The organism is Halodesulfovibrio aestuarii DSM 17919 = ATCC 29578, from assembly GCF_000384815.1.
GTDB lineage: Bacteria > Desulfobacterota > Desulfovibrionia > Desulfovibrionales > Desulfovibrionaceae > Halodesulfovibrio > Halodesulfovibrio aestuarii.
In genome coordinates, this window is record NZ_ARQF01000020.1 from 319,381 (window position 1) to 344,649 (window position 25,269).

Genomic DNA, 25,269 nt, shown 5'->3' on the forward strand with positions numbered 1-25,269 from the left:
TTCTACTTTTGAGGACTATTATTTTGCGGGGGGATTACCCTTCCCCGTTGGAACCCTCAATGTCTGGCGCTGTCGCAAACAAGGTCCGCGCTATGTAAAGTTCCCACGAGGCGTATTCTACAGGCCGGACACGCTCAAAAAGTATTTCGAATCGTGTGAAGTTCGGACGGTTGATATGTAGAAAGAAAAGCTCCCCAGTTGGGGAGTTTTTTGACTTTAAAAGTTCTTTTCTAGATGAGAGGCCACAACAGATCGCTAACGTTGACGCCACAGCAAAGACTACTCGACAACTAAGTACTGAGGAATGAAGATATGTAAGCGTCCAGACAGCCCCACCTTCCGCTAGTTAACTATTCCGTTGTAAGCAGCATTCCCCGAACAGGAAGTAGCTTTTCAATATCATCAGGTGTTGTAGCGTTAGGCATCTTTTCGAAAACATGGAGTAAATATTCGTATGGATTTAGATCGGCAGCCTTTGCAGATTCAACAAGGCTGTAGAGGAAGGCGCTGGCATGGGCACCAGCTGGCGAGCCGGAGAACAGCCAGTTCTTTCGGCCTACGGCGAAAGGGCGTATAGCATTTTCTGCGATGTTGTTGTCGGGTGCGAGGCGGGGATCTTTTACGTAATTCTCAACATACGGAAGCTGCTTCATGGTGTAGCTGATGGCAATGCCGAGCAAACTTTTAGGAGGCGTGCGCAACACCGCATCAGTGCAAAGCTCTTTTAGTTTCGCCAATAATAGAGTCACTTTTTCTTCACGCAACGCTTGTATAGCATCTGAGGAAAACTTTTTCTTTTGGGCGGCAGACTCCAGTTTGTAAATGTCTTTAATCAGCGCAACAGCACGTGATGCAACGCCTTTTTTCTTGTTAGAACCTGCCTTCAAAACATCCATGAACTTACGGCGCACATGCGCGAGACATCCCACTCGTGTGATATGGTCATTCTCACCAAGTGCGTTATAGCCTACATATCCGTCAACTTGCAGATATCCTTTAAAATCGCCCAACATCTGCGTTGCTACTTCACCAGCACGGCTCGGCGAATAGCGGAACAGCACCACGGGCGTATCAGAGCTGCCACCACGGCAGACCCACATATACGACTTTGACGTGTTCTTCCGGTCATGTTCGTCCAGAACCTGCACCGTCGTTTCATCCATATTAATGATATCGCTTTGATGAAGCCGTGCATACATAGCATCCTGTAGCGGCGCGCATGCTTTCGCTGCCAGCATCGCCCAGTTCGACATGGTTGAGCGTGGAATATCAATGCCCAGCCGTGCGAACATTGAAGTCTGCCGGTAGAACGGAAGCCCGTCGCAAAACTTGTTGACGAGGATGTATGCAAGCAGCCCCGGTGTCGCGATCCCTTGTTTGAAAAGCTGTGGCGGCATCGGGGCGATCTTCACTGTGGGGGATAAACCTTCTGAGGTTGCCCCCTCGCACTCCTTGCAGGCATACTTAGGTCTGATATGTCGGATGACTTGTATCTTTTGCGGGATAATATCCAGTTTTTCGCTGATTTCCTCTCCAATTCTCGTCAACGTGCAACCGCACGGGCATGTCTTTTTTTCTTCCGGGATGTCATGGACGATATCAACTCGCGGAATATTCGCAGGGATCGGCTTGCGTCCACGTTTTGCACGGGTGTGGGAAGGGACTTCAATCTGCTCAGGTTCAGCAGGCTTGTCGTCGGAGGCAGCGAACTCTGCTTCATCAAACAGGCAGTACTGGTCTTCGTCTTTGGCAGGTTTCTTCTGCTGCTCACTGGATTTTGTGAACTGCATGGCCTTGAGAAGGCGAACCTGTTCTTGAAGTATTTCGATGAGAGAATTTTGCTCTGCCAAACGTGTTTGAAATGAAACAACAAGTTGCTTCAACTCTTCTGGGTCATGTGGCAAAGCTGATATATTCATGTGATAAACATACACCAAAACTTGCCCAAAGTCCCGTAAAACAAGGCTTAAAATAATTTTTCAAAGTACAGATCTGGATGTGCTTTTAGTTGCCCCGGGGTAAGTCCGTCCAGCAGCCACCGGAGTTCTCGCTGGCTAAATTCAAGAACCTCTTCTGCCTGTTCAGGCCATGCGAAGCGATGTTTTTCAAGACGCTTCTGCCAGAGACAGAAACCATTGCGTTCCCAGTAAAGAATTTTGATGATTGTTCGCGAACGATTGCAGAACACAAAGAAATTGCCTGTGAAGATATCAAGATCAAGATGGTCAGCAACCAGCATGGACAACCCGTTCACAGCCTTACGCATATCTGTGGCACCTAGCACAATGAACACCTGTGTTTTTGAATCGATGGGCAGCATCAGGCACCGATTACGTCAAGAATGCGTCTTAAAGTCTGCTGGCAGAACCCCGGCTCGATATTGAGCATCAGATTGTCACAAACATACAATTTTATCGCGATGCCGCCAGCATTAAGCGATGCTGGCGGCATCGCGATATTCGGAACCGCAACAATTTCTTGCAGTTCAGAAGCTGAGGCAAGCTTTCGCTTGTAATACCCGAAGGCCTTGCTCGAAATATCATGCCCCCGACAATACGCCGCCTGTGACAGTCCGCTGTTTTGCCAATCTGCAATATGTTTTTTCCAACAACGCTGTTTTCTCGTCATACAAATCCTCCTTAGATAAAAGAGGATTATGACATGAATGGGATATGTTGGAAGATGGGGTTGTTTGGACGGTTACATTTATTGTCATAACCTTGCTTGTGATAACGAACATAAATCAACTCGACTTCTTTCTTAACAACTAGCATGGGCTACCTTCCTTTCCCTTGCGACTTATTTTTCCCAAACCGCCTAAGTTTCAACTTCTCAGCAAATTCTCTTGCTTCATTATCCTTGCTCGCAATAATCTCTTTTCGAGTATCCCGTACCACCCCACCATCTTTAAGCTTGTAAGTAATATTCCCCTCATTATCGACGGTGTAGGTCATACCTTCCAACAACTTCACCACAGGGCGTTCTTTATAGGCCTTCTTCTCTTTCGTCTTTGATGACTGAAGCACGGACAGCGCTACCGTGTTACCAGCTTCGGCCTGTTGACGGAGGAAGTCGTTCCAGTTGCCGTATGGAATTTCTTCTTTGATCTTCGTACGCTGCCCTGCGTACTTTTTCTTCAGCAGCTCTTCATGGCGTAGTTGTTCGGCCTTGGCCGCATTGACCAAGTATCGCTTTTCTTTCCAGCTCAAGGTGCTATCAATTCGATATTTCTTGATCTTAATCTTCCATTTAAGCTTCTGCTCTCGGGTCTCTTGTTCCCTTCGCTCCTTTTGTTCTTTGAACAAGCGCTTACGCCTTTCAATGCCGACTTTATATTTCTGATACAGGTCACCACGCTCCGGATCACGATGAAGAGGCTTGCTGCTGTACTGACGTTTCGGCTTGGCCCGTCTCCCCTCTTCAAGTTTTTTAAGCGTGCCGAACTCAGCTTCAAGCTTAGCCCGTGAATATCCTTGTCCAAGGCTGCTAAGTTTTGCATGAGGCTGATTCTTGCCCCTAACGGTAAGATCTGCGATCACAGCCCCTCTGCCGCGCTCTTTAATTGTGATGTTCAGTTCGTCCTGTAAAACAGCTTGAAACTCTTGCCAGGAAGATGATGACTCACGAGCCCTATTGATGATCTTTTCATTGCGCTTCAAATATCCGTCAAAACTTTCCTGACCAGTGTATGCCTCCAGAGCCTCAGCCTTTTCGTTCTTCAGAGCCACCTCTCTCTTTTCGCTTGGAGCAAACGAATCCATAGTTGGATAAAACCCTTTTTTATCCTGAAATGAGCCAAGGCGAGCCTCTAAGACCTCCTTGCTAAATGAGGTATGAAGTTCGTAACCTTTCAAGCGGTAGGCCAATCCTGAACGATCAAATGGGATAATTGAAATCTCTTTCTTACACGAAACCTGAAGGCCATACGCTGCCATCGCTCCATGTACATCTTCCCATGATTTTGCGTTCCCGACTGCGGGTACCAACTCCTTATTTCTACCAGATACGTACTGGTAAAACTCACGGCGCTGCTTCCGACCAGGATCAAGCTCAAGCTTATACTTCTGCTCAAGTTCACGACACAATTCATCTCGCTTCCAATAATCGCGATACGGCTCATGTCTCGTTCTCTTCTTTGGGTGAATCATATTATAGGCAACATGCATATGGAGATTGTTGGTATTGGTGTGCACACCGCAATGACGCTGGTGCTCTTCAAAGCCAAGCACCTCAGCAAAATGCTGCTCAATATCTTTGAAATCTTGTTCGGTAAGTTTGTCCTGGTCTTCAGGGCGGAGGGAAACAATTAGGTGGTAGGTCTTTTCTTTCTTGGTGCGCTCATTACACGCCTGAGTGGCCAGAACTTCTGATATGCCTAGCTGGAAGTCATCTCCGGCCATGCAGCCGGCACTCCATACCGCCATGCATTTTTCACCCTTATGTGAGGCATCAGCAATATAGTTTGCCAGACGCGCGTAATTATCGTTCTTGGGAGATGGAGAAGGCTGTTTCTTGGAAATCATGAGGCAGAGCCTTTTGAACTTCGATTAAGCACGGCCTGTTCAGTCGAACGGATCAGCTGCCTTAATTCTTCTTGCCGATCTTCTATTTCATGCAGGATCCTTCGCACCTTTCTGTGACTTGTCACCTTTCTGGCATTCTCTGTTAATGCCAACTTAAATAAGCCTCCAAGACGACCAAGATCAGCATTTACCTTCAGTAGATCTAAAAAAGCCTCCTTATCCACTTTGGAGTTAAGCTCATGCCCCAACGCAAGACGACGCAGAAGCTCTGAAATAGAGATCCCGCATTGCTTTGCTAGCGCAACTACTTTCTCGTGCTCGGCCCTTGTAATGTAGGATTCGATACGAACTTTTCTAACTTTTTCTGATGGCTTTTTATTCATGAATATTCTCCGGTCGGAGACAGTGTGAGATGGGCAGCGTGTAGTGAGCTGCATAGAGTGAATCGACTCAGAAATGAGTCCTCTTTTTTTGTACGTTGAGCCGATAGGCGAATAAGTTCTTCTCCACCTTTACGGTGGCAGGCAGTAAACTCCCCCACTTGAAAAGTGGGGGTAGTTTACCTGTCCTGCCTTCGGACTCCGATCAAAAGGATTAACACAACATTATCTTTTTTATAACAAGATGTTTGCATTCTACACTCTTTTACTGTCTGCTACACTTTGACAACACTCTGCTATGCTTTTTTACGTGATATAAACCTATAATAATTAGAAAAATACAGTTGACCTATTAACATTAACAATATAATTGTTTAAAGAAGTTACAGCCTTTCTTCCTTGTTCGGGAGACAAATGAGCATAGCGCATAGTCATTTTGATATCACTATGCCCTAACAAATGACTGACAACAGCTATGGGATATCCTTCAAGAACTAACCATGAGGCAAAGGTGTGACGCAAGGAATGAAACACAACTTTATTGCGCCGATCCGTTACTCCTTCATTTAAACCACACGCTTTGACGGCACTTTTGAATGGTTTTCCAGCCATTGGGATTTTATTTCCAAAAATAGTTGTGAATAGATATTTGTCTTTGCAGTTCACTTTTGAAGAATATTTTTTTGCGATAATCAATGCAGTAGGATTCAGAGCAACATTCCGGTCTTTGGATTTTCCTCCGACGACATGGACGTGCTCTGTAGCAAGATTAATGTGCTCTGGCTTTAAACTAAAAATCTCACCGGCACGCAATCCTGTACTTAATGCAAATACAGAAATATCGTGCCACAATGGAGATCGTTGCTGTAAGTCATAAAGCAGTAGATTTGCTTCTTTCTTACTTAGAAATCTCGTACGTTCATTCTGAACTTGAGGCATCTCAAAAAAAGGAAGAGGGCCATCATATAGATCCCATTGAATCGCTTTTTTTAACACTCGCCTTAACAGGCCAAGTACATGCTTTACTGTTTGCGGACTCAATTTTTTTGCTTCAATGAGAACCCGCAATTGCATAATATGAATGTTTTTTATTTCAAAAAGTTGCATATGCGCCATATAAGGTTCAATATGCATTTGCCAATTTCTTTTGTCATTTTTGGCATTTCGAATTGATGGTAGCTTGAGTTCTGCGTAAAGATCCCAAGCATGTTTCAGTGTGTTGCTCATAACATTTCCCCATTATTCATTTTTTCATTGATTAATGGGTAAACAATAATTATGACTTCTGCATTCGTTTTAACCATAGTAAGCCTTCACGGAGTGAGGACTTATCTTTAAAAAATGAAGCGCTCCAACGTGTCAAATAATTACATATTTGACTTGACCATTGTTCGCGTATTCGATAGACAACGTCTCTCAACGCGCGCCAGTAGCTCAGTTGGATAGAGCAACGGCCTTCTAAGCCGTTGGCCGAGGGTTCGAATCCTTCCTGGCGCACCATATTTCCTTAGAAAACCCCGACAGTTACATAACTGTCGGGGTTTTCTTTTATCTTCTGAAAGTACTTGGGGGCAACAGTGTGTCACACTCTTTACTTTTAAGGTACAGAAACACCAGCTTATTCTAACCACCATTGCACAGGTATTCTTCCCACCTTTTTCTTTCTCTGCTCCCCGATAATACCCACATCCAATCTACCAGCAAGAGCAAGGTAAAACAGATTCTCTTCGAATATAGTCGCTTCTGGATAGTGCTGTTTGATTTCATCAACCTGCGTGTTCGTATCTTGTCCAGTACTTAAAACGCGGCAGTGAGCAAGTGTCTTCATGATAAGCCCGCAGGTTGATTCATTAGGATTTAGCCCCATCACCCTAAGATAGGTTCATAATTCCGTTTCCACCCCTAATAGCCCCTTTTGAACTAGGGTCAATAGGGTATAGTTAAAAAAAACATCCAGATAATAACGTTATTACTTTTAATCTATTGATATGAGGAAAGTGAAATGAAGTATGGAGGTTATCGTGAGTGATAGTAAAAATTATCCAGATGTTCCTAAGCATAATAACTTTAACAAACACGCTCGATCTGCCTTGCAAGGTTTGAGCGGAGCAATTCCTTTTGCTGGTGGGCTATTAGCAGCAGCTGCTAGCGGGTGGGGAGAGCGTGAGCAGCAAGAGTGGTTTGATTTTTTGAAACAGTGGAAAGAGATGATTGAAGACGAATTGCAAGAAAAGCAAAGAACAATTGTGGAAATTGCGATGCGTCTGGATTTACATGACGAGGAAATTAAGAAAAGAATTTCAAGCGATGAGTATAAGTCACTGCTGCGGAAAGCGTTTAGAGAATGGGGGGGCACAGAGAGCGAGCAAAAAAGGGAATATGTACGAAATATACTTTCGAATGCTGCTGCTACTCGGCTTGCATCTGATGATGTTGTTCGATTGTTTTTAGATTGGATTTCTAAGTACTCTGAAATGCACTTCACGGTTATTGCCGTCATATATAAACATTCGGAAGGGATCTCTCGTGGTGAAATATGGAATTTGGTGGGCACTGGAGGAGTGAGAGAGGATTCAGCAGAAGCAGATTTATTCAAGCTACTTTTTCATGACTTGTCCACTGGGCATGTGGCAAGACAACATCGACCGGTAGATTATGCGGGAAACTATATTAAGCAAACAGCAAGGAAGCGTACTAAATTGTCAACATTAACTTCTGCTTTTGATTACGAAAAGTTATATGTGCTAACTGCATTGGGAAAACAATTTGTGCACTATGCTATGACGGATGTTGCGCCACAAATTGATTCTGATGAAATGAATTCAGCTTAGCGCTGACCATACTGCAATATTGAATTATTGCTTAGAATTGAGCGTTGAGCGTCTCAAGAAGGTCAAATGTATCTATGTATTGCACTCCATATTGGATGCATACGTCTGGAATAAATATTTTTTTCTTGCTTTGAGGGACTGATTTTTCGTGTGTGACGATGGTTGCATTAATTGATTTTGCTTTTGCAATTAACCATGGGTCGCCACACGATAGGAATTCGTTCTTTGCTGTTTGGTGAAATTGTTGGTGAGTGATTACCCAGTGCGCAATGCTAGAAAAATTCTGCTGCGTTTGTATGTCGCTTTCTTGCAGAAACCAATTAGAGGAAGCTGCCTTTGCCCAACTTGCCAACGTATCGTTACCATTTGCAAGTTCTTGTTTTATGAAGTTGATGCTTGCAAGTTGTCCATTGGTATTACACTCGTCTAACCAGCTCCAAAAACATGGAAAAGTTGGGAAACGATAATGCAAGTTTTTAGCTTGAATAAAGACGTTAGCGTCTAACAGATACATTGCTTACCGTGCTCCCATCTCAGTAGCCAATTTTTTAATTTTGGCAGGTTTTATGTTGAGCAACTTTCCAGCATCACGAAGTAAGATGTTATTAGCTCTGGCAGAACTAATTACAGCAGAAGTAAAGGTTTTGCTGTTTTTGGCTGGTAGGGTGTTATAGTAGTTTCCCCCAGAGGAGTTTTTCTTGTTATTCCATTTAACAGATTGCATTGCATAGTAGTCACTATATGCCTTCCATGGAATTAATTGGCAGCTGTAGGCTCTTCTGGCGATAACAACAGAGCTAACTCTGAAAAATGGTGCTAAATTTTCTGCGTTATCAGAGACAGTCAGATGCTTGCTCCACTTAGCAATGAGATAGTTTCGGGGAACTAAAACTTCAGCAGCAACCTCGTTACATAATTGCTCTGTTTTTTTAGAATGAGAAGTAGCAGGGCGCTCAATTGCAGGGTCAGAAATTCCACTCTGACCTATCCAGAGGTGTACGAGTTCATGAATGAGGGTAAATGTTTGAGCTGCTTTTGCGTCCCGACCATTAATGAAGATAAGTGGCGCGTAGGGATCGAAGAGAGCAATACCTCTAAATTCATCAATATCTAATATTTTTTGATTGTTGCTGCCAACAACACCACTTCGCATTACGAGAATTCCAAGAGATTCAATCTTTTGGATTAACAACGTAAAGTAAGCCTCCCAGCTTTTTGCAATCTTTCTGTCTTCAATGGAAAGCTCTAATGTCTTTGTTATGTCGTTCGCTATAACAGAAGCTGGGGTATTGCTGTTAAAACGCCCAATGTATTTAATTGGTTCACCAGTATGCTCTTGAACATAGTCTCGGTACCAATCTTGTTTCATGAGGAGGCTCATGAGGAGTTCTCTTAGGTTGAGACTTAACTTTGTGGTTACATGGCTTCCAATCGTGCGAAGATCTGGAACTGCGGGATCCATTTCTGGCGGAGTGGTGAGAAACAGGTAGCCAAAAGGAATTCTAAGTTTTTGTGCAAGAGTTTGAGCTTGGTTGAAGGTTGGTTTTGTTTCACCTTTCTCCCATTGCTCAAGCTTATCTAACTTGAATTTTGTTTGTGCAGAAAGAATCTCTAAATCAATAGAGGCACGCTGAATTGCCCAATTGAGCATTTTGTGATTGATATGTGCTTCTGCCATGTTAAAATCTCGTTAGCCATATTTGGTTAGTGGCGTTGTTTTTCAGATTTTGATCACACATTGTTTAATCTGTCTATTACTTACGAATAAAAAAAATACGCATAACAATAGCATGTTGTGTCTTTTTTTAAAAGATTATTGATCAAAGAATGGATATCCCCAATAAATAGAGATTACTTGCTTTTGGGTGATTGATGGGGCACATTGCCAACAATCACTTGCAACGAAGCGTCAGTTTATTCGAGTGATTCCTGTTGTAAAACAATGGGTTAACGCTTCTTGATTTCGGACGGCATGGGTGATCCAATGGGCTTCCCTCCCTCTCCGCCATTAAAGATATAAGCTCTTAGCCTCCAAGGCTAAGAGCTTTTTATTACCTACAGGATAAGACACACCGCCGTAGCTCCAATATCCTTTAAAAGATCCACAACTCGCCTGAACGGCAAGCTTATCAGCTCGTTCATTCCATGTGTTCCCAGCATGTCCCTTCGTAGGCTTATCAGTTTCTTTTACAGAAGGAACTGAGGGGCAACGGAGTTGCCACCCCTTTGCAGGATAAAATGCAAAGCAGCCCAACCTGACAGGCTGCTTATGATTTAAGCAGATAGAATTGGTATCAACTTTCATGACGCTTATTCTATGACCGAAATATCTGAACACACTTGCATGGATTTCACTCACTAAAAATGCTAAAAAAGCCCCATGCAGCACTCAGATAAAAGCATATTCGCCATTGGTGACATACATGGGGACAACGACGCTCTAACGCGCCTGTTGAGGCGTCTTCCTGTACGGCCCGACACCGACCAGCTCGTATTTATGGGAGATTACATAAACCGTGGAGAAGACACGCGCGCTGTGCTGGAAACACTTATTGAAGTAAAAAAACAATACGCGCATACCGTATTTTTGATGGGAAACCACGAGCACCTGCTGCTGGAATATGCCTCGCATCCGGATGTAGAAATTTTACGCACCCTACGAAAAATGGGGATAGAAACAACGCTCGCCAGTTACGACGCAACCGTGCGGGAGCTACAGGGACTCTCCTTCATGCCGGAATCTCACAGAAAATTTTTGCAGTCACTTGTTCTTTCATATTCCTGTGATCCCTATCTCTTTGTTCATGCAGACACAGAGGAAGCTGATATTGCAGCCTCCATGACCGCCTCGGAGATTTCCAATCCGCATAGGGCTGTGCTGGTGGACAAAGCGCTTTCAAACAGACGCTTGATACGGGAGTACGTTAAAGACGAATCACGCCAAAACATTACCAGCAAAACAGAGCAAGAAAACGGTGAGCCTGCCTCTGCAGGTGCATCAAATTCCGGATCATCCACAATATGCGCTTTCAACGCGTCTGACGCAGGAGGCGTAACAGTCACAACTCCATACAAACAAGAGCGCCTTGTTGTATTCGCCCATGTATCGTTTGAGATGCCGCTCGTCATGCCGGACAGGATATGTGTGGACACCGGCTCTGTTTACGGAAATATGCTGACGGCACTTGAATTACCTGCGATGCGGTTTCATCACGCCTGATGTTTCCTTAGGTAATTCGCAACCCAAGAGCCTCTCCGCCCCCAAAAAACAATCCCCAGCATGCTCCGTTCAACAACGCGCAACTATGCTACGCCCTCCTCGAGATCACGGGAGTCGAAGTGCCCTTTCAGAAAACTTTCGGCAAGTTTCTTAGGCGCATCATCATCGGTCATATTACCATCCAGAAAACGGCTGAAGCCTAGCAACCGTCCCAACATAACAAGCTGCTCGCGGACAACACTTCGGGATGCCCCGGTCAGTGAAGCCGTGATGAGGTCTCCGATGACGCTGGTAACAAATCCGTGTCCTTCCAACACCAGTTTGAGAAAGACTGCACGCCTATGACCTCGTACGAGACCGGCACCACCACCCTTGAAACGGAAACGGATATAATTAGCCTGTGCATCGCCGCCGCAAACCGCATCCAGCATAGCAAAATGAAACTCAACGCGGGCATTAAGATTTAGATAGTCACGTGCCGCCAGAGCATAGTTAAACGAGCCGGCGGGTCGCACCCCTCGCCCGTCAAGCATAGTGCGGGAAACAATGCCGGAGAAAGCCTCGGCATCCGGTTTGGAGTGCCAGTTCAATTCAGGAGTAAGCAGACCTTCACACAGAGCAACAAGAGGTACGGACAGTACGTCATCTTTGCACAAAGGATTCCGGATAGCGCGTTTCAGAAACGATCCACATGCAGATGCCTCATGCCGACGGGTAGCCCCGCCCAGATCAATGACAAGAAAATGAAAGGGGATGCCCAAATCAAGCGGACGCAACAGCCCGCCGGCCTCCTCCATAACGGAATCACCGGCATCGAACATGGCAAGCACAGCCAATTCGTGCGTATAACGCACAAGATCATGCACAGAACGGCACTCCTGCCACGAAAACGTGGGGCCGTATGCCTCGGTCAGATTCAAAGGAACCAACAGTTCCCATAACGCCTTACGGGCCTCTGGCATCCCTATTATTTTTATAGAAGACGATGACGTTTCCAGAGAGGGGGCAACAATTTGGGCAGCAGATTTACCAGCACCAGATGCGCCGGAGACATTTTGTGCAAAGGAATTCCAAAGATGCTCGGAGGCTGGCTGTACCAGCCCGTTATCTGCATCCAGCACAATCCATTGGCCGGTTTGCAACACCTCGCAGCCGTTACGTACTGACGTAACAAGGGGAATACCATATTCACGGGCAATGCAAGAAAGATGATCCGTAGGGTTTCCAGAATCAATAATGACACCGGCATACGAATGCAGACTGCGGGCCGCATCGACCAACGCCTGCGGCAGTACAAGAATACGAGGCTCTATGTCTTGCGTCATTTCCGCCCCCTGCAACTCATCAACATTACGGACAAGATATGCCCTGCCGACAGCTTTGCCTGATGAAGCGCAGATACCTGTGACCAGCGGCTCGGCGCTGCTAGGCGCAGGAAGTGAGTGCCCTGAGCGGGTGGTGAGCCGCAAAGGTCGAGCTTGCAACAACTGGATCGTGCCATCATGGGTAACGGCCCACTCCACGTCCTGTGCTACACCCTCAATATTCTCAATCATTTCACCATAGTTAACCAATCGCTGCAATGTATCCACGGAAAGAAGTGGTGCGTCCGATTCCGATTCCGGCACAGCCTCCGTCGTCACCCCTCCTGCCTGAGCGGAGACCTCACGGATAGTCTTTCGAGCGATCTCTGCACCATCCATCAAGCGCAACCGTGGTTCTTTCTGGTGTGCAGTGGAGACTCCATCGCTGTCCGAACGCCATGGATAGTATATATCAACGGGAGCGAGTCCCCCTACCGCCAGTGTTCCCAGTCCCGGAGCCGCGCTAATGAGCAGTCTGTTGCTATCAGGACGGGCGGGGTCACGAGTCATCATTACCCCTGCGCACTGCGCATCCACCATGCGTTGGCACAGCACGGCCAAATCGAAGTCGACCGGAGACAACCCTGCATTAATACGGTAGGCAATAGCCCGTGCGCTGAACCCGCTGGCAATAACCTCTTTGTACGCATCACACAAAGCATCAAACGTAGTAACATTCAATACAGAAGTGAACTGCCCTGCAAAGGAATGATCAGGCCTGTCTTCCGCTACACCGCTGCTTCGGACAGAAATAGCAAAACGTCCGTTGCCCCCTTCCTTGGAGTTGCCTGTCTTTCCCAGAGCAGTGTATGCGTCTCGCAATTCCTGCATGAAAACTTGCGGCAAGGAAGCCTTAAATATGGATTCGCGTATTAGCTGCGCTGCTGCAGAAATCTCCAAATCCCCCTGCTCCACCTCGCGCATCAGATTACGGATACTCGACACAAGATCGTTATCCGCCAAAAAATCTCTACAGCAACGTGTGGTACAAACAAATCCGTCCGGAACCGGCAAATGTATGCGCTGCAGTTGCGCAAGGTTGGCCGCCTTGTTACCGGCAAGGGGATACAGCGAAGGTTCCAGCGAATCCAAGGCGATGCAGCAACGCGGCGTTGCTGCTTGCGTGGTGAGAGTACGCAGAGCCTCCTGAATTCTTTCTCCCATCGTGCCGTGCAACACAAATAAATTTGTATAAGCTTCGCCGGAAAGCAGGTTCAGACCGTCCACAAGCTCCCCTGTAACGGACAGCAGCCTGTCGGTTGTAGTCTGCAGGACTTCGTATTCACCATGGTTCATGGCGGTATCCGCCTCAACAAGCAGTTCAAGAGCGCGACCATTATTTTCCAAGAAGATACGAAACGCATGGTAGCGTGCCTTCAGTTCATGCAATGCCAGCTGTTCGCGCCGCCGCTGACGGTTAGCTATAGCGGTACGTATTTCTGAAAAGACACTCATTGTACCATCGCTCCTTCTGCTCCCGTTGTCTCATCCGCAACCGTATCAGCCATGGCATTCGCACATGCATCCATTCTCGCTATCATGTCATATGCCGGGGAAAACCGGTCGTAATGGCACAAAAACAGTCGTTGGAAGGCATCATATAAAGCATGCATGTCCGCATCACTATGGAGGCCTGTATCCCGTTGCCGTGAAAAAGCAGTCAGTCCGCCCAACACAAATAAAGCTGAACGCATGGCCTGCATGTCTTCCCCTTTAAGGCTGCCCACTACCAGATCCCCCTTACGTACAACCTTAAATCCCATATCCTCCAGCACAGAGCGGATAAGTCGTGCCCTGCGTTTACGCCGTTCGGGGTCAGCGAGTCCTCCAGCAAAACGGAAATATACATGATTGCGGTGTGTATCCGGCCCTAGATAGGCATCTACCACGCTAAAGTGGTACCCAAGACGCAGACTTATATTCACGTAATCTTTTGAAACAATGGCTAAATTCTCGCCCAAAGTGTTACCTGAAGAAGAAAGCATAGTCATACTATGCGGCATGCTGGAAATGACATCGCGAATGCCGAGTGAAACAGGCGAGAGATCCCACCCTTCTTTGCGCAAAAAGCCGTCCAGAAAAGCTGAGAACGGAAGAGAACGAACATCCTCAGGTACCGGACGAGTTGAGGCATCAGATGCAAGTCCACCTGCGATATCCAGCACGCGCAGATCCATAGGCCGACTTAACTGCATACTGCGGGTGCGGATGGCACCAAGTCCCGGCCTGCGTTCCTGAAAGTAGGCAAGTTCTTCCACGGATTTTTCATGGCAATAATGAATCAGGTCATGAAAGGTACGGCACCCCGAAGGGGCAAAATCAGGGGATTCCGGATTCACAAGATGAAGGGGGGAAATAAACCTCAGCAGCCTGCGCAGAGTATGGTACTCAGGAGAGGTCGGATACAGATCATCTCCGGCCATTGAAAATTGTAGCAGAAAAGGAAGCACACCTGCATACAGAGTCGTTTCCCCTGCGTCTAATGTAATTTCAGAACCTTCCGGAATGCGTTCCATGACATCCGCAATCCCGAACACAGTAGGCAACCGTAATTCTCGGGCAACAGTGGCAAGATGCCCTGCAACGGTACCGTTTTCGCATATGATAGCTGATGCCCGCTGAAGGATGGGCGTCAGGCGAGGCGAGGCCACCTGCGCCACAGCAATGGCTCCGACAGGAAAATCTTCCGTGCGCATGTTCTCAGCTACATGCACCGCCCTGCCTGCGACTACACCGGATTGCACCATATGGCCACCGCGAGCCAATATAGTGGCGTTATGCAACTCTTCTGCAAGAGCATCAGCTAACTGTGTCTGTGCTTCGGACGAGTCTTCCTGAGCAGACGGACGGTAGGGAGTAGCCCGTAAAATACGGCATCTACCGCTGGCATCAAATTCCCAGTCCAACGAAACAGGAAGCCCCAGCATACGCTCCATAGTCATGGCAGTTTCAGCGAGAGCCTGCATATCCTGTCTACGCAACAAAGCAGAGCCACGGAAGCTGCCCCCCTCCATTACGGAAGTGGCGCGCTTGCCATCAGGAAACCGAAAACCCGGTTGCCGCGCAGCAATCTCTGACTGTATGGGAATAAAAGGGTAGGTGCGTTGCAACAGGTAGCAGTCAGCCGTGGCTGTCTGCCCGTTTGCCCCGTCCGATGCCGTATCGCCCGAATGAATCGCGGTGATAGACAACGCATCCTGCCATGCCAAAGCATTGTGTGGATTTTCACAGCCAATACGGCTTGTCACGGAACCGCGTGCTGTTGTCATTTTTGACCGCACTAACAGGACAGATAAACGAGGGGCTTTAGTATCCCCCCACGAAGAGAACTCAAGAATATTGTGTAGAATAGATTCAAGCAGAACAACATAAGACTCAGGCGCGGCAGTGTCAGTGCGCAAAGCAAGCAATCGGGAAATTGCCAGTTGGTCGGGGGGGATTTCACTTCCTGATTCGCCACGCAAATCAGGTGCTCCGTCTTCAACAACAACGCTCAGTCCACCATCTTTGTGTTGCTGCAGGCGCAGGACGGCACGACAATCACTATCCTCGTCAGCCCACGCATCGTCATCCACCAGTGCATTCACTCTGGAGATTACAACACGCAGACCAGAAAACTCCTGATCCGATTTTGAATTCGCCTGCAAAAGTTCGGCAATGTGCTCTGCCAGTTGTTCCCTCAACTGATCTGCATCTGCGTCCCTGTCTTTATCGCTGTTTCCTAAAGGCTCAGTCATGCTGTGTACAGACTGTATTCCATGCAGATATCGTTGGGAGAGGTTTTCGTCAGAAGAAATAACAGAACACCTGTTCTTCGTTAACTTCAGCAGAATGTCCACACCTTCGGTGGTCAGCACACAGCCTCCGGCAACGGGAAGCCCTGTATGATTATGCAACTCAGCAAGACAAACAGCGTCTATTCCCGCCAAGGGCTCCAGTTCCCATCCCACCTTCTGCAAAGGCAACACAGGGGCTCCGGCCAGTGCGCGTACATCACCAGCCAAAATGTCGTCCAGTATGGTACGGATGTCCTGATACCGATCATATAATGGCACATACGCATTACCGGTCAGGGCATTCAGGCTGTAGACCACATGGTGTACATCTGAAGCCACACGCCGAACCGACTGTTCGAGAAAAGCACGGTCAAAAATATATTCGCCACCAAGGGCCCGATCCATGTTGGCAACAGTTTCCAGAATCTTGTTATTCAACTCCAGAATACGGCGAAAATTATTAAACATGGATTGCAAACGCCAGAAAGCGATATCCGGCTCTGCCGTATCCTGCTTGCATCGTATTCGTTCAAGAAAGCGCTGCCACCACATAGATCGCTCCTGTACATGGAAGTTTGGAAATCCATTTCCGCACCATCAGTCCAGCTAGTTGCTGTTATTGTGTTTCGCCCCGAAGCTCCTGCTCAATTTTTCGCACGCAATCCAGAATATCACCCAACTTGAACGGCTTGGCCACAAAGTCAAATGCACCCTTACGGTACGACTCCTTGGCAGTTTCCAATGTAGCAAAACCAGTTATGATAATCACACGAGTTTCCGGTGCAACAGCTTTAGCTGCGGAAAGTACTTGCATGCCGTCCGCACCTTCCATCTTTAAATCGGTGATAATTATATCGAATGCAGTATCTTTGAGTCGAGCCAAAGCTGAAGCGCTTTCGGTGAAGGTTTCCACTTCATAGCCCTGCTTCTGAAACGCGGGTTTGAGGCGTTTACAAACGATGGGTTCATCATCAAGAATCAGTATTCGAAAACGCTTGCCGTTTCCGTTGCTCTCTTCCGTCATATCTGGCTCCTAAAAAATGCTTCATGGCCGTTATGAATGCTTCTGCATGCTCCTGAATATCCTTATCGGTATGCATCCGTGCATCAAGCTGTCTGGTATAACCTACCAAGCTGCCTAGCATTCGCATGCGTAAAGACATCCGCTCACATGACAGCTTCTTCAACCTGCCTACCACAAGGTCCCCATGTACCTCTACCCGAAAATCGAAATGCTCCAGAACCGTTGCAATAAACTGCGCCCTTCGGGAGCGGCGGACGAATTCGGTAACACCGCCCAGAAACCGGAAATAAATGTAGTTATCATTTATGATATCAGAAATATAGGCATCGATGATGTTAAAATGATACCCCAACCGCATGTTGATGTTCATATAGTGCTTCAACACCACCGCGAGATTGCGCCCCACCTCGTCCGGACTGGCAAGCAATGTAGGAAACGTACGCGTGAAGCTGGACATAAAGCTGCCCAGATTCACTGAAACAGGATCCATGCACCACATGTCTGCGCATTCCATACCCTTAAGAAATTCCTGTAGAGGGATAGAAGCAATTTGCTCTGGAGTAGCAGTACGAACCTCAGGCCGGCAAGTGGTTCCCTCTCCCGCATCAATAAGCATAAGCCCCAAAGGATACTTTGTTTCCAACCTCTTAGGGGCGGAAAGATGCTGCACTTCCTGCCGCTCGCTGAGTCGAATGAGGTACTCAACGGCCTTTTCATGAATATAACGGGTAATATCGTGGTATGTACGGCAAGCGGAAGGTTTAAAGTTTTCCGCATGCGGGTCGAGCAAGTTCAATGGACTGGTATGCTTAATAACTCTTCGTAATAGACGATATTCATAAGAGTCTTCAAACACATCTTCTTCTGTCAGTGTAAAGCGATCCAAAGCGCAGATGCTGCCACGATACGCCACATTCTGTGTAGCATCGAGAGTGATTTCATCACCCGAGCGAAGCAAGGATGTGGCTACCTCAGTATTGACGACAGTTGGAACCCTGTATTCACGGGCAATGGTAGCCATATGCCCCGTTGGCGATCCCACATCGGTGATGATCCCCTGCGCCTTGTGCATCACACGCGAAAAACGTGGCGAAGTGTATCGGGACACCAGAATAGCCCCGTACGGGAATGTTGTCAGATCAGTGTTGTGATCGACCAGAAAAACTTTACCTACTGCCACACCGCGCTGTGCCACTACTCCTTTACCGGAAAAAACAATCTCAGCGTTGCGGGTCACGTCCTCAAGTTGCGGCTCAGAGTTCAACGGAGCGGCCCAAAAACGTAGAGGGCGCGACTGCAGAATCTGCAACGCCCCGCTAGCATCATAGCCCCATTCAATATCCTGCGGACGTTTGTAGTACCGTTCTATACTCATGGCGGCCTGTGCCAGATGCTCTAACTGCTCAAGCGTAAGGCTTGGGACCAAATGTAACCCTTCTGGAATATCCTTCCATTCCGTACCGCCTCCCGGTGCAAGCACAAGTCGCCTTTGCTTATCTGCTATGGACAAAGATCGCAAAGAATACGGAGCTGCCCTGTCCAGCACAAGAGTGTCCGAGGGAGCATCACCATCAACAACGGGAGAACAAAGTCCCCATACGGCGTTGGCTACCATGACACCATCAGCAACGTGCGGGGCATATGTATGCAACACGCCACCGACCACACTTTCCACCATCAACTGGCACCCCACCGCCATAGCTATTTCATGTTCATGAAAGCCTTTTACTAGGCGATATTTCCAAGCTTTATAGGAGTATGTACTAGCTATAACTTTACGGTAGGCATCCATTATCTGTCCGCGGGGCACATTCAGAACAGTTTCATACTGTCCGGCAAAGCTGGCATCGCCATCTTCACCCCACGCGCTGCTGCGCAAGGCTACACGGATATTCCGTATCCCCTGAGCCCGCGCCAAGTCATCCAAAGCAGCCAAGACCTGTGAGGTCAGGCTGCGTGGCAGGGGAGCGCTCATAATACGCTCTTGTATGGTGTCGGCAAGCTGTTCAAGAGCGGCTTCATCCTGCCCGTCCCACGCCTCTATACCCTCTCTGGCCAACGCAAGTAAGCCGTTCTGTTGCATAAAGTCATAGAACGCACGGGTGCTGATGACAAATCCGTCCGGTGTGGAAAGCCCCAGCCGGTTTCGGATATCTCCCATGTTGGACATTTTTCCGCCGGCCTGCTCACTCAGATCATGCCCAAGTTCTCGCAAAGGGAGAATGTAGCTTTTCCCTGAGGGAGCATGTGTTCCGTCCAATTCTTCCTGAATGGCCTGACGAATATGCTCAAAGGCCAGAAAGAGTTCGACGTTCTTACTCTGAGTCAAAATACTGAGATCGGAAATCAGCTTGAACACCATGTCATCAAGCTGCTCCGCCGTATCTAATATGTACTGACGATCAAAGACGTACTCGCCTCCCGACTTGTCTCCCATGTCAGCCATGAGTTCCAAGATGCGGTTGTTCCTTTCCAGAATACTCTGGAATTTTTTAAAATGCACTCCGAACGGAAGTACACGTTTTTTGGATCGCCAGGAGGCGAGAACGTCTTTGAATTTACGTAACATTAAGATTCCTTGTTAGTGAGCACCCTTGCTCTGGAAAACCATACCAATGATCAAGCCGCTGAATATAGCAATAATGGTTGCCAACACGCCATAAAGCAGAGAGTTGTCAAATGCCATGGAGCTAAGCCATTTCGGGAAACCTACCAAAGCAGCCTCTACAGGAGCTGTGTTTTTCCCGATTATGATGCCGTCACGAAGGACTGCGGCCTCCACAAGGTATTTTCCAGGAGAAAGCGCGGAAGGGATATGCAGCTTAGCCGTGTACGACTGCATGCCGTCAACAACTTTGCCAAACACAATACCACCTTCGGACTCATGGTACATACCGTCCTGTTCTTTCAACAGGATCAGTTCATGAGCAACGTCTATCTTAGGCAACTCGGTCGTCTTTTCCACTTCAACGGCATCCCGCAGTCCTTCCAGACGGTAGGAAGCAACAGCAGCCCCGAGCTGGTCAAAAGGACGACTTGAATCCACAAGACAAACGTTAGGGACGTTTTTAACGGCAACTTTTCCTACGTTCATCCAAAGCAGACCGAAAAGTTTGCCTTTTTCACGCAGATGCATGTCGGCAGGAGGGCCGGTAAAACGCAAAACAACGTCACTGCCTTCCGGTACGGTACCATGAACGGTAAGATCTATACCGTCATACTGTGCCCCCATAGCAATAGATTCTGGAGCAGCCTTTATAGCACTGATGTCTGTTTCTGCATGTGCAGGCACGGAAACAGCACTCACGACAAACAAACAGAATGCTGCCATTGCAAGGCGAAAGAAGGTAACAGTCTTCATATTAATGACCTCCCATGTATGCCAACAGCACGTCAGGACGAGCCAGCAGGTCGTACAGCATCTTTACCATCACAACAAGAACCAACGAGGCGAGACAAATCTTAAGCTGTTCGCCACCCAATTTTTTGCCTACCTTGGTACCAACCTGTGCCCCGATAGAGGAGCCGAGCAGAAGCAAAAGCGCCAGCACGAAGTCTACAGTATGGTTTTGCCATGATTGCATGATAGTAACGTTCACGCAGGTAAAGAGGATCTGGAACAGACTTGTACCAACAACTACATGCATCGGCATACGTAGCAAATAAACCATAACCGGCACCATAATGAATCCGCCGCCCACACCCATAATTGCAGCGAGAACACCTACAAGCACACCGAGTAACAACGGCATAAGCACCGATAACTGTACTCCGGAACGCGGAAAGTCCATCTGGAACGGCAAGGCGCCTATCGCCCGCGCATAACGTGATTCCTGTTTAGGTGCTTCCTCCACCTTGGTAGCTGTTGGCTTACGCATAGCTTGCAGGCTTTCCAAAAACATGAAACCGCCAACAAACCCGAGCATCAGCACGTACGTGATGCTAATAAGAAAATCGGCATTGCCGAGTTGACGCAGGATCTTGATGAGCTGCACCCCGAGACTGCCGCCGCCGACACCACCTAGAAGCAGCAGCATGCCCATTTTAAAATCCACATTGCCCAGCTTAAAGTGAGCAAAAGTACCGGATGTGGATGCACCCACAATCTGGTTGGAGTCCGACGCCGCTGCCACGGTCGGCGGAATGCCAAGCATAATAAGAAGCGGTGTCATCAAAAAGCCGCCTCCGACACCAAAAATGCCGGAAAGCAAACCAACCACGCCGCCAAGCCCAAGAATTGCGAGACAATTCACGCTATTGCCCGCTATGGGAAGATATAGATTTAAATCCAGACTCATATAACCTCTCCTACAATTCGTTATACGCCTTTTTTAGGGACCAAGATCTCCACTCTGCACGAAACCCGATGCCGGATTGAATGCAACGTGGAGTAGTATCTCTCTGGTGATCGCGCATCTTCTTCAGGTATTTCATGCACCAACAAAGAGATCTTGTTATTATTAATGAATTCAATGACTTCATTATCGTAACTACCCTCAGCCAAGAAATAGTTGATGCAAATACCTTCTGACTTTGCCGCTTCGATGTTCAGCCCAAGACGTACACGTACATCTTCCTCCACCTGCTGTTCCGCACGCGAAAGCGCACGTTCTACAGGCGGGACTACGAGCAGGACATTAAGCTTCACATCCATGCGTTTTGCCAGTGCACATGCTCTGGATAGAGCTCCCCAAGCCCCGTGTTTTCCATCAATTGCGACAAGTATACTTTCCATGAGAGTCCTCTACGGATAGTGCATAGCAATGAAGATGCCGAAATAAGATGTACTTTTTTATTTAAATAATTCAGACAGATAAGAGTATGGGCAGATTTTTAAAATATATTTTATTTCATTTTGAAACAAAAAAAGGGTATCCTAAACACCTCATGTTTCATTTTGAAATACAAATATCCTCGCTGTCGCAATTATGGAGACTGAGATGGAAGTGAAAGAATCTATTAGCGGATCAAATCTGGGACGATGGATTGTCCAGCATACACGGCTGGACTCCATCAAAGGGAAAATCTTTGTCATCTTTATTATGACGTTCCTTTTCATTGGAGGCCTCTCCGCCCTGCATTTTTGGAACCTGGATACCGTCAAAGAGCGCATGATCCTTAGTCAACAGTACGACGACCTTCTGAATAACATTCTTGAACTCCGACGCATGGAGAAAAATTTCTTCATTTACGGAGGCAGAGAAAGCCTGAAAGAATCACGTCAGTACATCGAGCATATAAATAAACTGGTAGACAGTCTGGCGGATGACTTACCAGTCCTTGTAGGTCAGAAAGTTTTTCTTCGTTTCCAATCCACGCTAAACAGGTACAACAAGCAGGTGGAACTAGTCCTCAGTGGAGAGCCCCTCACTCGCAAGGCGCTACGGGTTCTAGGGAAAGAACTTACGGACTCTGCTGAACAATTCCGCCACATCAAGCGGGAACGTATACATAAAGCCATCTCTCGCTCATCTATCCTGCCTTTCGCTTTTCTTGGCATTTTCCTGTTCCTTATGATTCTCGTCATCAAGATTATCGCTCTGGGACTATTACGCCCACTGGATGTAGTAAAAGCCACCACTCAACAAGTTGCACGGGGGGACTTCAGCCCCATCCGTTATAAAGGCAAACGTCTCGAAGAAATTTATGCCCTGATCGAAGCCTTCAACCGTATGGCGCAAGAATTAGAAACGAATCATGAAGATCTGGTTCAGACGCGCAAAATCGCGGCTATAGGCACGCTTACAGCCGGAGTTGCACACGAGTTGAACAACCCGATCAACAACATCTCGCTAACAGCGGAAGCTTTTGGTGAAATATACGGCGATGCCGTAGACGAGGAAGGACAGGACATGTTGCGCGACATTCTGAGCCAGACAGCCCGCGCGGCAGATATCGTAAAGAATTTACTGGACTTCTCCCGGACGGAAAGGCCTGTTTTTGCCCATCTCGCCCCGGCAAATGTCATGGACAGTTCCATTGCGCTAGTGAAAAATCAATTCCGTATCGCCGGAGTATATCTGGAAACGTCCATTACCGACGATCTTCCACCTATTGCGGGCAATCTACGCAACCTGCAACAAGTATTTACAAACCTGTTGCTCAATGCCGTTCAGGCAAGCCCTCAGGAAGGTACAGTTAAAGTCTGCGTTGAGCTCGCAGACGATCAACAACATATTCGCTTTTCTGTTAAAGACAGCGGCCCCGGCATCGCTCCTGAAATCCGGCAACAGATTTTCGAACCCTTTTTCTCCACAAAGCAAGTTGGGAAAGGTACAGGACTGGGGTTAGCCGTCAGCTTCTCAATCATCAAGCGCCACTACGGACGCATTGATGTGAAAGGCAAAGAAGGGGAAGGCGCTGAATTTATAGTCTTACTCCCCTGTGTTTCAGAACAAAACAATGTGTTCAGTAACAGTTTAAGGAGTAAAGCCTGATGCTGCGTGTCGCTATTGTTGATGATGAAGAAATAGTATGTAAACGACTTAGTCTGGTTCTTGGACGTGAAGACTTTGAAGTGGAGGCATTCATTATGGCGCGTTCCTTTTTGGAACGTGCAGTGCAGCAGCCCTTTGACATCGTCTTTTTGGACATGCGGTTGCCCGACCAAAATGGTCTGGAGGTGCTCTCACGCATTAAGTCGCTGCATCAGCAGACAGAAGTGATTATCGTAACCGGACACGGATGTATGGAGACGGCTATTGAGGCCATCCGTAATGGCGCCTATCATTATATTACGAAACCGGTAAACCTGACCGAAATACGACTGCTGGCAAAACAGGTACAGGACAAAATTTCCATGCGTCTGGAAAATATAAGGCTGCGTGAAACACTCAAAGGAGATTCCGGCCTTACGTCAATCATCGGGAACAGCCCTGCCATCCAAAAACTGTTTACGTTAATCCGCAAAGTGGCTCCCGTGGACTGCAACGTGCTCATTCAAGGAGGCAGCGGCACCGGCAAGGCGCTAGTCGCCCGTGCAATCCATCAGCTCAGTCCTAAACGGGATTTTCCTTTTGTAGCCTTTAACTGTGGCGGATTTTCAGACGAGTTAATCAACAGTGAACTCTTCGGGCATGAACGAGGCGCATTCACAGGAGCAACGGCGACCAAAATTGGCCTGCTGGAAGCAGCATCCGGTGGCACGGTTTTTCTCGATGAAATAGGAGAAATGCCACTTGCTATGCAGGTGAAGCTGCTCCATGTAATACAGGAACGGCAAATCAGGCGTGTGGGCGGTACAACCCCCATCGATCTGGACATCCGCGTTATTGCCGCTACCAACAAGGATCTGAAGCATGAGGTGGAACATGGAACCTTCCGTGAAGATTTATTTTTCCGCCTGAACGTGGTTTCCATCTCCCTGCCCCATCTTTCCGAACGACGCGAAGACATTCCGCTGCTGGTACGTCATTTCATCGAAAAATACAGCCTAGCCTTCCACAAAGAAGTTATCGGCATTCGTCCGCAGGCCATGCAAATTCTTAATAACTACAGTTACCCCGGGAACGTGCGTGAACTGGAAAATATTATTGAACGAGCCGTGGCCCTGACAGAAGGTGAAGAAATTCACGCCAGTGACTTGCCGGGAGACATGCAACAATTGGAGTTTGACACCATGGAAGGCGACGGCCTTCCTACGTTGGAAGAAATGGAGCGACGGTATGTTATCAAAGTACTTGAAAAAACAGGATATAACAAAGGCATGACGGCACAAATTCTGGCAATTCCCCGAACCACCTTATGGCGTAAACTCAAAGCCTACGGTGTTGAATAGAAGCAGAGGGATCGTGGTGAGCTACCCGCCGCAACAGCCTCTATTGCTGACTTATGCACACATAACTACAAAAATCGTTTGGACTCTGGCACGTGTACTGAATGCATCAGCCACGCACATACTATCGTGCAAAAATCAAATACATCTATTCCAAGCCGTTAAAAGAGAGAACAAAACCTTTCCGGCACTACGCATAAAAAAATATGACTTACGAGTAAAATCGTAAGTCATATTTTTTGTCTGTTTTATGTTTCCACAGCTCTTGCACGTTCTCTAATATCTGACTTTATATCATCCCGACACGTATCTCTTTAACGCTCTTCATCAAATCTTAAAAAGCAAATTTTAAAATGAAAAACGAGAGGCTAATACTT

General features: G+C 47.4%; 20 protein-coding genes and 1 tRNA gene. 5 read left to right on the forward strand and 16 right to left on the reverse strand.

Annotated elements, in window-relative coordinates; translation table 11 throughout:
• Positions 1-350: 350 nt before the first annotated feature.
• The 6 genes from tnpC to F461_RS17400 all read right to left on the reverse strand — a co-directional run bounded on the left by tnpC (position 351) and on the right by F461_RS17400 (position 6,130).
• Entirely contained in the window at positions 351-1,919 is a 1,569-nt protein-coding gene (tnpC, locus tag F461_RS0107485) for an IS66 family transposase (RefSeq protein WP_020000535.1), read from the reverse strand.
• 47 nt (positions 1,920-1,966) lie between these two features.
• Positions 1,967-2,284, reverse strand: coding sequence for an IS66 family insertion sequence element accessory protein TnpB (gene tnpB / locus F461_RS0107490; RefSeq protein WP_162139291.1), 318 nt, complete (start codon positions 2,282-2,284; stop codon positions 1,967-1,969).
• Between the two features lie 35 nt (positions 2,285-2,319).
• Positions 2,320-2,628, reverse strand: coding sequence for an IS66 family insertion sequence element accessory protein TnpA (tnpA, locus tag F461_RS17385; protein ID WP_020000537.1), 309 nt, complete (start codon positions 2,626-2,628; stop codon positions 2,320-2,322).
• Between the two features lie 149 nt (positions 2,629-2,777).
• On the reverse strand, positions 2,778-4,523 hold the full coding sequence (gene traI / locus F461_RS18605; protein ID WP_020000538.1) for a TraI/MobA(P) family conjugative relaxase: 1,746 nt from the start codon (positions 4,521-4,523) through the stop codon (positions 2,778-2,780).
• Entirely contained in the window at positions 4,520-4,906 is a 387-nt protein-coding gene (locus F461_RS17395) for a plasmid mobilization protein (RefSeq protein WP_020000539.1), read from the reverse strand. The genes traI and F461_RS17395 overlap by 4 nt, the downstream gene beginning before the upstream one ends.
• Positions 4,907-5,233: 327 nt before the next feature.
• Positions 5,234-6,130 (reverse strand): tyrosine-type recombinase/integrase, encoded by an 897-nt coding sequence (locus F461_RS17400; RefSeq protein ID WP_020000540.1) that lies wholly within the window; start codon positions 6,128-6,130, stop codon positions 5,234-5,236.
• A 196-nt stretch (positions 6,131-6,326) separates the two neighbouring features.
• On the opposite strand from F461_RS17400, the gene F461_RS0107515 reads away from it, so the two are divergent.
• Positions 6,327-6,403 (forward strand) — tRNA-Arg (locus tag F461_RS0107515).
• Between the two features lie 118 nt (positions 6,404-6,521).
• On the opposite strand, the gene F461_RS0107520 is transcribed toward F461_RS0107515, so the two are convergent.
• On the reverse strand, positions 6,522-6,731 hold the full coding sequence (locus F461_RS0107520) for a hypothetical protein (protein ID WP_143154781.1): 210 nt from the start codon (positions 6,729-6,731) through the stop codon (positions 6,522-6,524).
• A gap of 193 nt (positions 6,732-6,924) precedes the next feature.
• Between F461_RS0107520 and F461_RS0107525 the strand changes: the two genes are divergently transcribed.
• Complete coding sequence (locus tag F461_RS0107525; RefSeq protein ID WP_211211856.1) at positions 6,925-7,734, forward strand: hypothetical protein; 810 nt, start codon at positions 6,925-6,927, stop codon at positions 7,732-7,734.
• A 31-nt stretch (positions 7,735-7,765) separates the two neighbouring features.
• Here F461_RS0107525 and F461_RS0107530 read toward each other — a convergent pair whose 3' ends face one another.
• Positions 7,766-8,248, reverse strand: coding sequence for a DUF4411 family protein (locus F461_RS0107530; RefSeq protein WP_020000543.1), 483 nt, complete (start codon positions 8,246-8,248; stop codon positions 7,766-7,768).
• 3 nt (positions 8,249-8,251) lie between these two features.
• Positions 8,252-9,412, reverse strand: coding sequence for an ImmA/IrrE family metallo-endopeptidase (locus F461_RS0107535; protein WP_020000544.1), 1,161 nt, complete (start codon positions 9,410-9,412; stop codon positions 8,252-8,254).
• Positions 9,413-10,114: 702 nt separating this feature from the next.
• Between F461_RS0107535 and F461_RS18610 the strand changes: the two genes are divergently transcribed.
• A complete protein-coding gene (locus F461_RS18610; RefSeq protein WP_020000546.1) occupies positions 10,115-10,954 on the forward strand; it encodes a metallophosphoesterase in 840 nt (279 codons plus the stop codon).
• An 83-nt stretch (positions 10,955-11,037) separates the two neighbouring features.
• On the opposite strand, the gene F461_RS0107550 is transcribed toward F461_RS18610, so the two are convergent.
• The 7 genes from F461_RS0107550 to F461_RS0107580 form a co-directional block, all read right to left on the reverse strand.
• A complete protein-coding gene (locus F461_RS0107550; RefSeq protein ID WP_020000547.1) occupies positions 11,038-13,773 on the reverse strand; it encodes a PEP/pyruvate-binding domain-containing protein in 2,736 nt (911 codons plus the stop codon).
• A complete protein-coding gene (locus F461_RS18615; protein ID WP_020000548.1) occupies positions 13,770-16,646 on the reverse strand; it encodes a PEP-utilizing enzyme in 2,877 nt (958 codons plus the stop codon). Before F461_RS18615 ends, F461_RS0107550 begins: the two co-directional genes overlap by 4 nt.
• A 64-nt stretch (positions 16,647-16,710) precedes the next feature.
• A complete protein-coding gene (locus F461_RS0107560) occupies positions 16,711-17,118 on the reverse strand; it encodes a response regulator (RefSeq protein ID WP_020000549.1) in 408 nt (135 codons plus the stop codon).
• Positions 17,066-19,687 (reverse strand): PEP/pyruvate-binding domain-containing protein, encoded by a 2,622-nt coding sequence (locus F461_RS0107565; RefSeq protein ID WP_020000550.1) that lies wholly within the window; start codon positions 19,685-19,687, stop codon positions 17,066-17,068. Before F461_RS0107565 ends, F461_RS0107560 begins: the two co-directional genes overlap by 53 nt.
• 12 nt (positions 19,688-19,699) lie before the next feature.
• Positions 19,700-20,479, reverse strand: a complete 780-nt coding sequence (locus F461_RS0107570; protein ID WP_020000551.1) for a TIGR02186 family protein — start codon at positions 20,477-20,479, stop codon at positions 19,700-19,702.
• 1 nt (position 20,480) lies between these two features.
• Positions 20,481-21,416, reverse strand: coding sequence for a sulfite exporter TauE/SafE family protein (locus F461_RS0107575; RefSeq protein ID WP_020000552.1), 936 nt, complete (start codon positions 21,414-21,416; stop codon positions 20,481-20,483).
• A gap of 20 nt (positions 21,417-21,436) precedes the next feature.
• On the reverse strand, positions 21,437-21,853 hold the full coding sequence (locus F461_RS0107580) for a universal stress protein (protein ID WP_020000553.1): 417 nt from the start codon (positions 21,851-21,853) through the stop codon (positions 21,437-21,439).
• Between the two features lie 205 nt (positions 21,854-22,058).
• Here F461_RS0107580 and F461_RS0107585 point away from each other — a divergent pair, with 205 nt between their 5' ends.
• Positions 22,059-23,555 (forward strand): sensor histidine kinase, encoded by a 1,497-nt coding sequence (locus tag F461_RS0107585; protein ID WP_020000554.1) that lies wholly within the window; start codon positions 22,059-22,061, stop codon positions 23,553-23,555.
• Complete coding sequence (locus F461_RS0107590; protein WP_020000555.1) at positions 23,555-24,895, forward strand: sigma-54-dependent transcriptional regulator; 1,341 nt, start codon at positions 23,555-23,557, stop codon at positions 24,893-24,895. Before F461_RS0107585 ends, F461_RS0107590 begins: the two co-directional genes overlap by 1 nt.
• Positions 24,896-25,269: the final 374 nt, after the last annotated feature.

What these genes read in the sequence shown, in the direction of transcription:
- F461_RS0107565 (WP_020000550.1), bottom strand. Translation starts at nt 19,687, where the DNA reads ATGTTACGTAAATTCAAAGACGTTCTCGCCTCCTGGCGATCCAAAAAA.
- F461_RS17395 (WP_020000539.1), bottom strand. Translation starts at nt 4,906, where the DNA reads ATGAATAAAAAGCCATCAGAAAAAGTTAGAAAAGTTCGTATCGAATCC.
- tnpA (WP_020000537.1), bottom strand. Translation starts at nt 2,628, where the DNA reads ATGACGAGAAAACAGCGTTGTTGGAAAAAACATATTGCAGATTGGCAA.
- F461_RS0107575 (WP_020000552.1), bottom strand. Translation starts at nt 21,416, where the DNA reads ATGAGTCTGGATTTAAATCTATATCTTCCCATAGCGGGCAATAGCGTG.
- F461_RS0107585 (WP_020000554.1), top strand. Translation starts at nt 22,059, where the DNA reads ATGGAAGTGAAAGAATCTATTAGCGGATCAAATCTGGGACGATGGATT.
- F461_RS0107550 (WP_020000547.1), bottom strand. Translation starts at nt 13,773, where the DNA reads ATGAGTGTCTTTTCAGAAATACGTACCGCTATAGCTAACCGTCAGCGG.
- F461_RS18610 (WP_020000546.1), top strand. Translation starts at nt 10,115, where the DNA reads ATGCAGCACTCAGATAAAAGCATATTCGCCATTGGTGACATACATGGG.
- F461_RS18615 (WP_020000548.1), bottom strand. Translation starts at nt 16,646, where the DNA reads ATGTGGTGGCAGCGCTTTCTTGAACGAATACGATGCAAGCAGGATACG.
- F461_RS0107570 (WP_020000551.1), bottom strand. Translation starts at nt 20,479, where the DNA reads ATGAAGACTGTTACCTTCTTTCGCCTTGCAATGGCAGCATTCTGTTTG.
- F461_RS0107530 (WP_020000543.1), bottom strand. Translation starts at nt 8,248, where the DNA reads ATGTATCTGTTAGACGCTAACGTCTTTATTCAAGCTAAAAACTTGCAT.
- traI (WP_020000538.1), bottom strand. Translation starts at nt 4,523, where the DNA reads ATGATTTCCAAGAAACAGCCTTCTCCATCTCCCAAGAACGATAATTAC.
- F461_RS0107560 (WP_020000549.1), bottom strand. Translation starts at nt 17,118, where the DNA reads ATGACGGAAGAGAGCAACGGAAACGGCAAGCGTTTTCGAATACTGATT.
- tnpC (WP_020000535.1), bottom strand. Translation starts at nt 1,919, where the DNA reads ATGAATATATCAGCTTTGCCACATGACCCAGAAGAGTTGAAGCAACTT.
- F461_RS0107520 (WP_143154781.1), bottom strand. Translation starts at nt 6,731, where the DNA reads ATGAAGACACTTGCTCACTGCCGCGTTTTAAGTACTGGACAAGATACG.
- F461_RS17400 (WP_020000540.1), bottom strand. Translation starts at nt 6,130, where the DNA reads ATGAGCAACACACTGAAACATGCTTGGGATCTTTACGCAGAACTCAAG.
- F461_RS0107580 (WP_020000553.1), bottom strand. Translation starts at nt 21,853, where the DNA reads ATGGAAAGTATACTTGTCGCAATTGATGGAAAACACGGGGCTTGGGGA.
- F461_RS0107590 (WP_020000555.1), top strand. Translation starts at nt 23,555, where the DNA reads ATGCTGCGTGTCGCTATTGTTGATGATGAAGAAATAGTATGTAAACGA.
- F461_RS0107535 (WP_020000544.1), bottom strand. Translation starts at nt 9,412, where the DNA reads ATGGCAGAAGCACATATCAATCACAAAATGCTCAATTGGGCAATTCAG.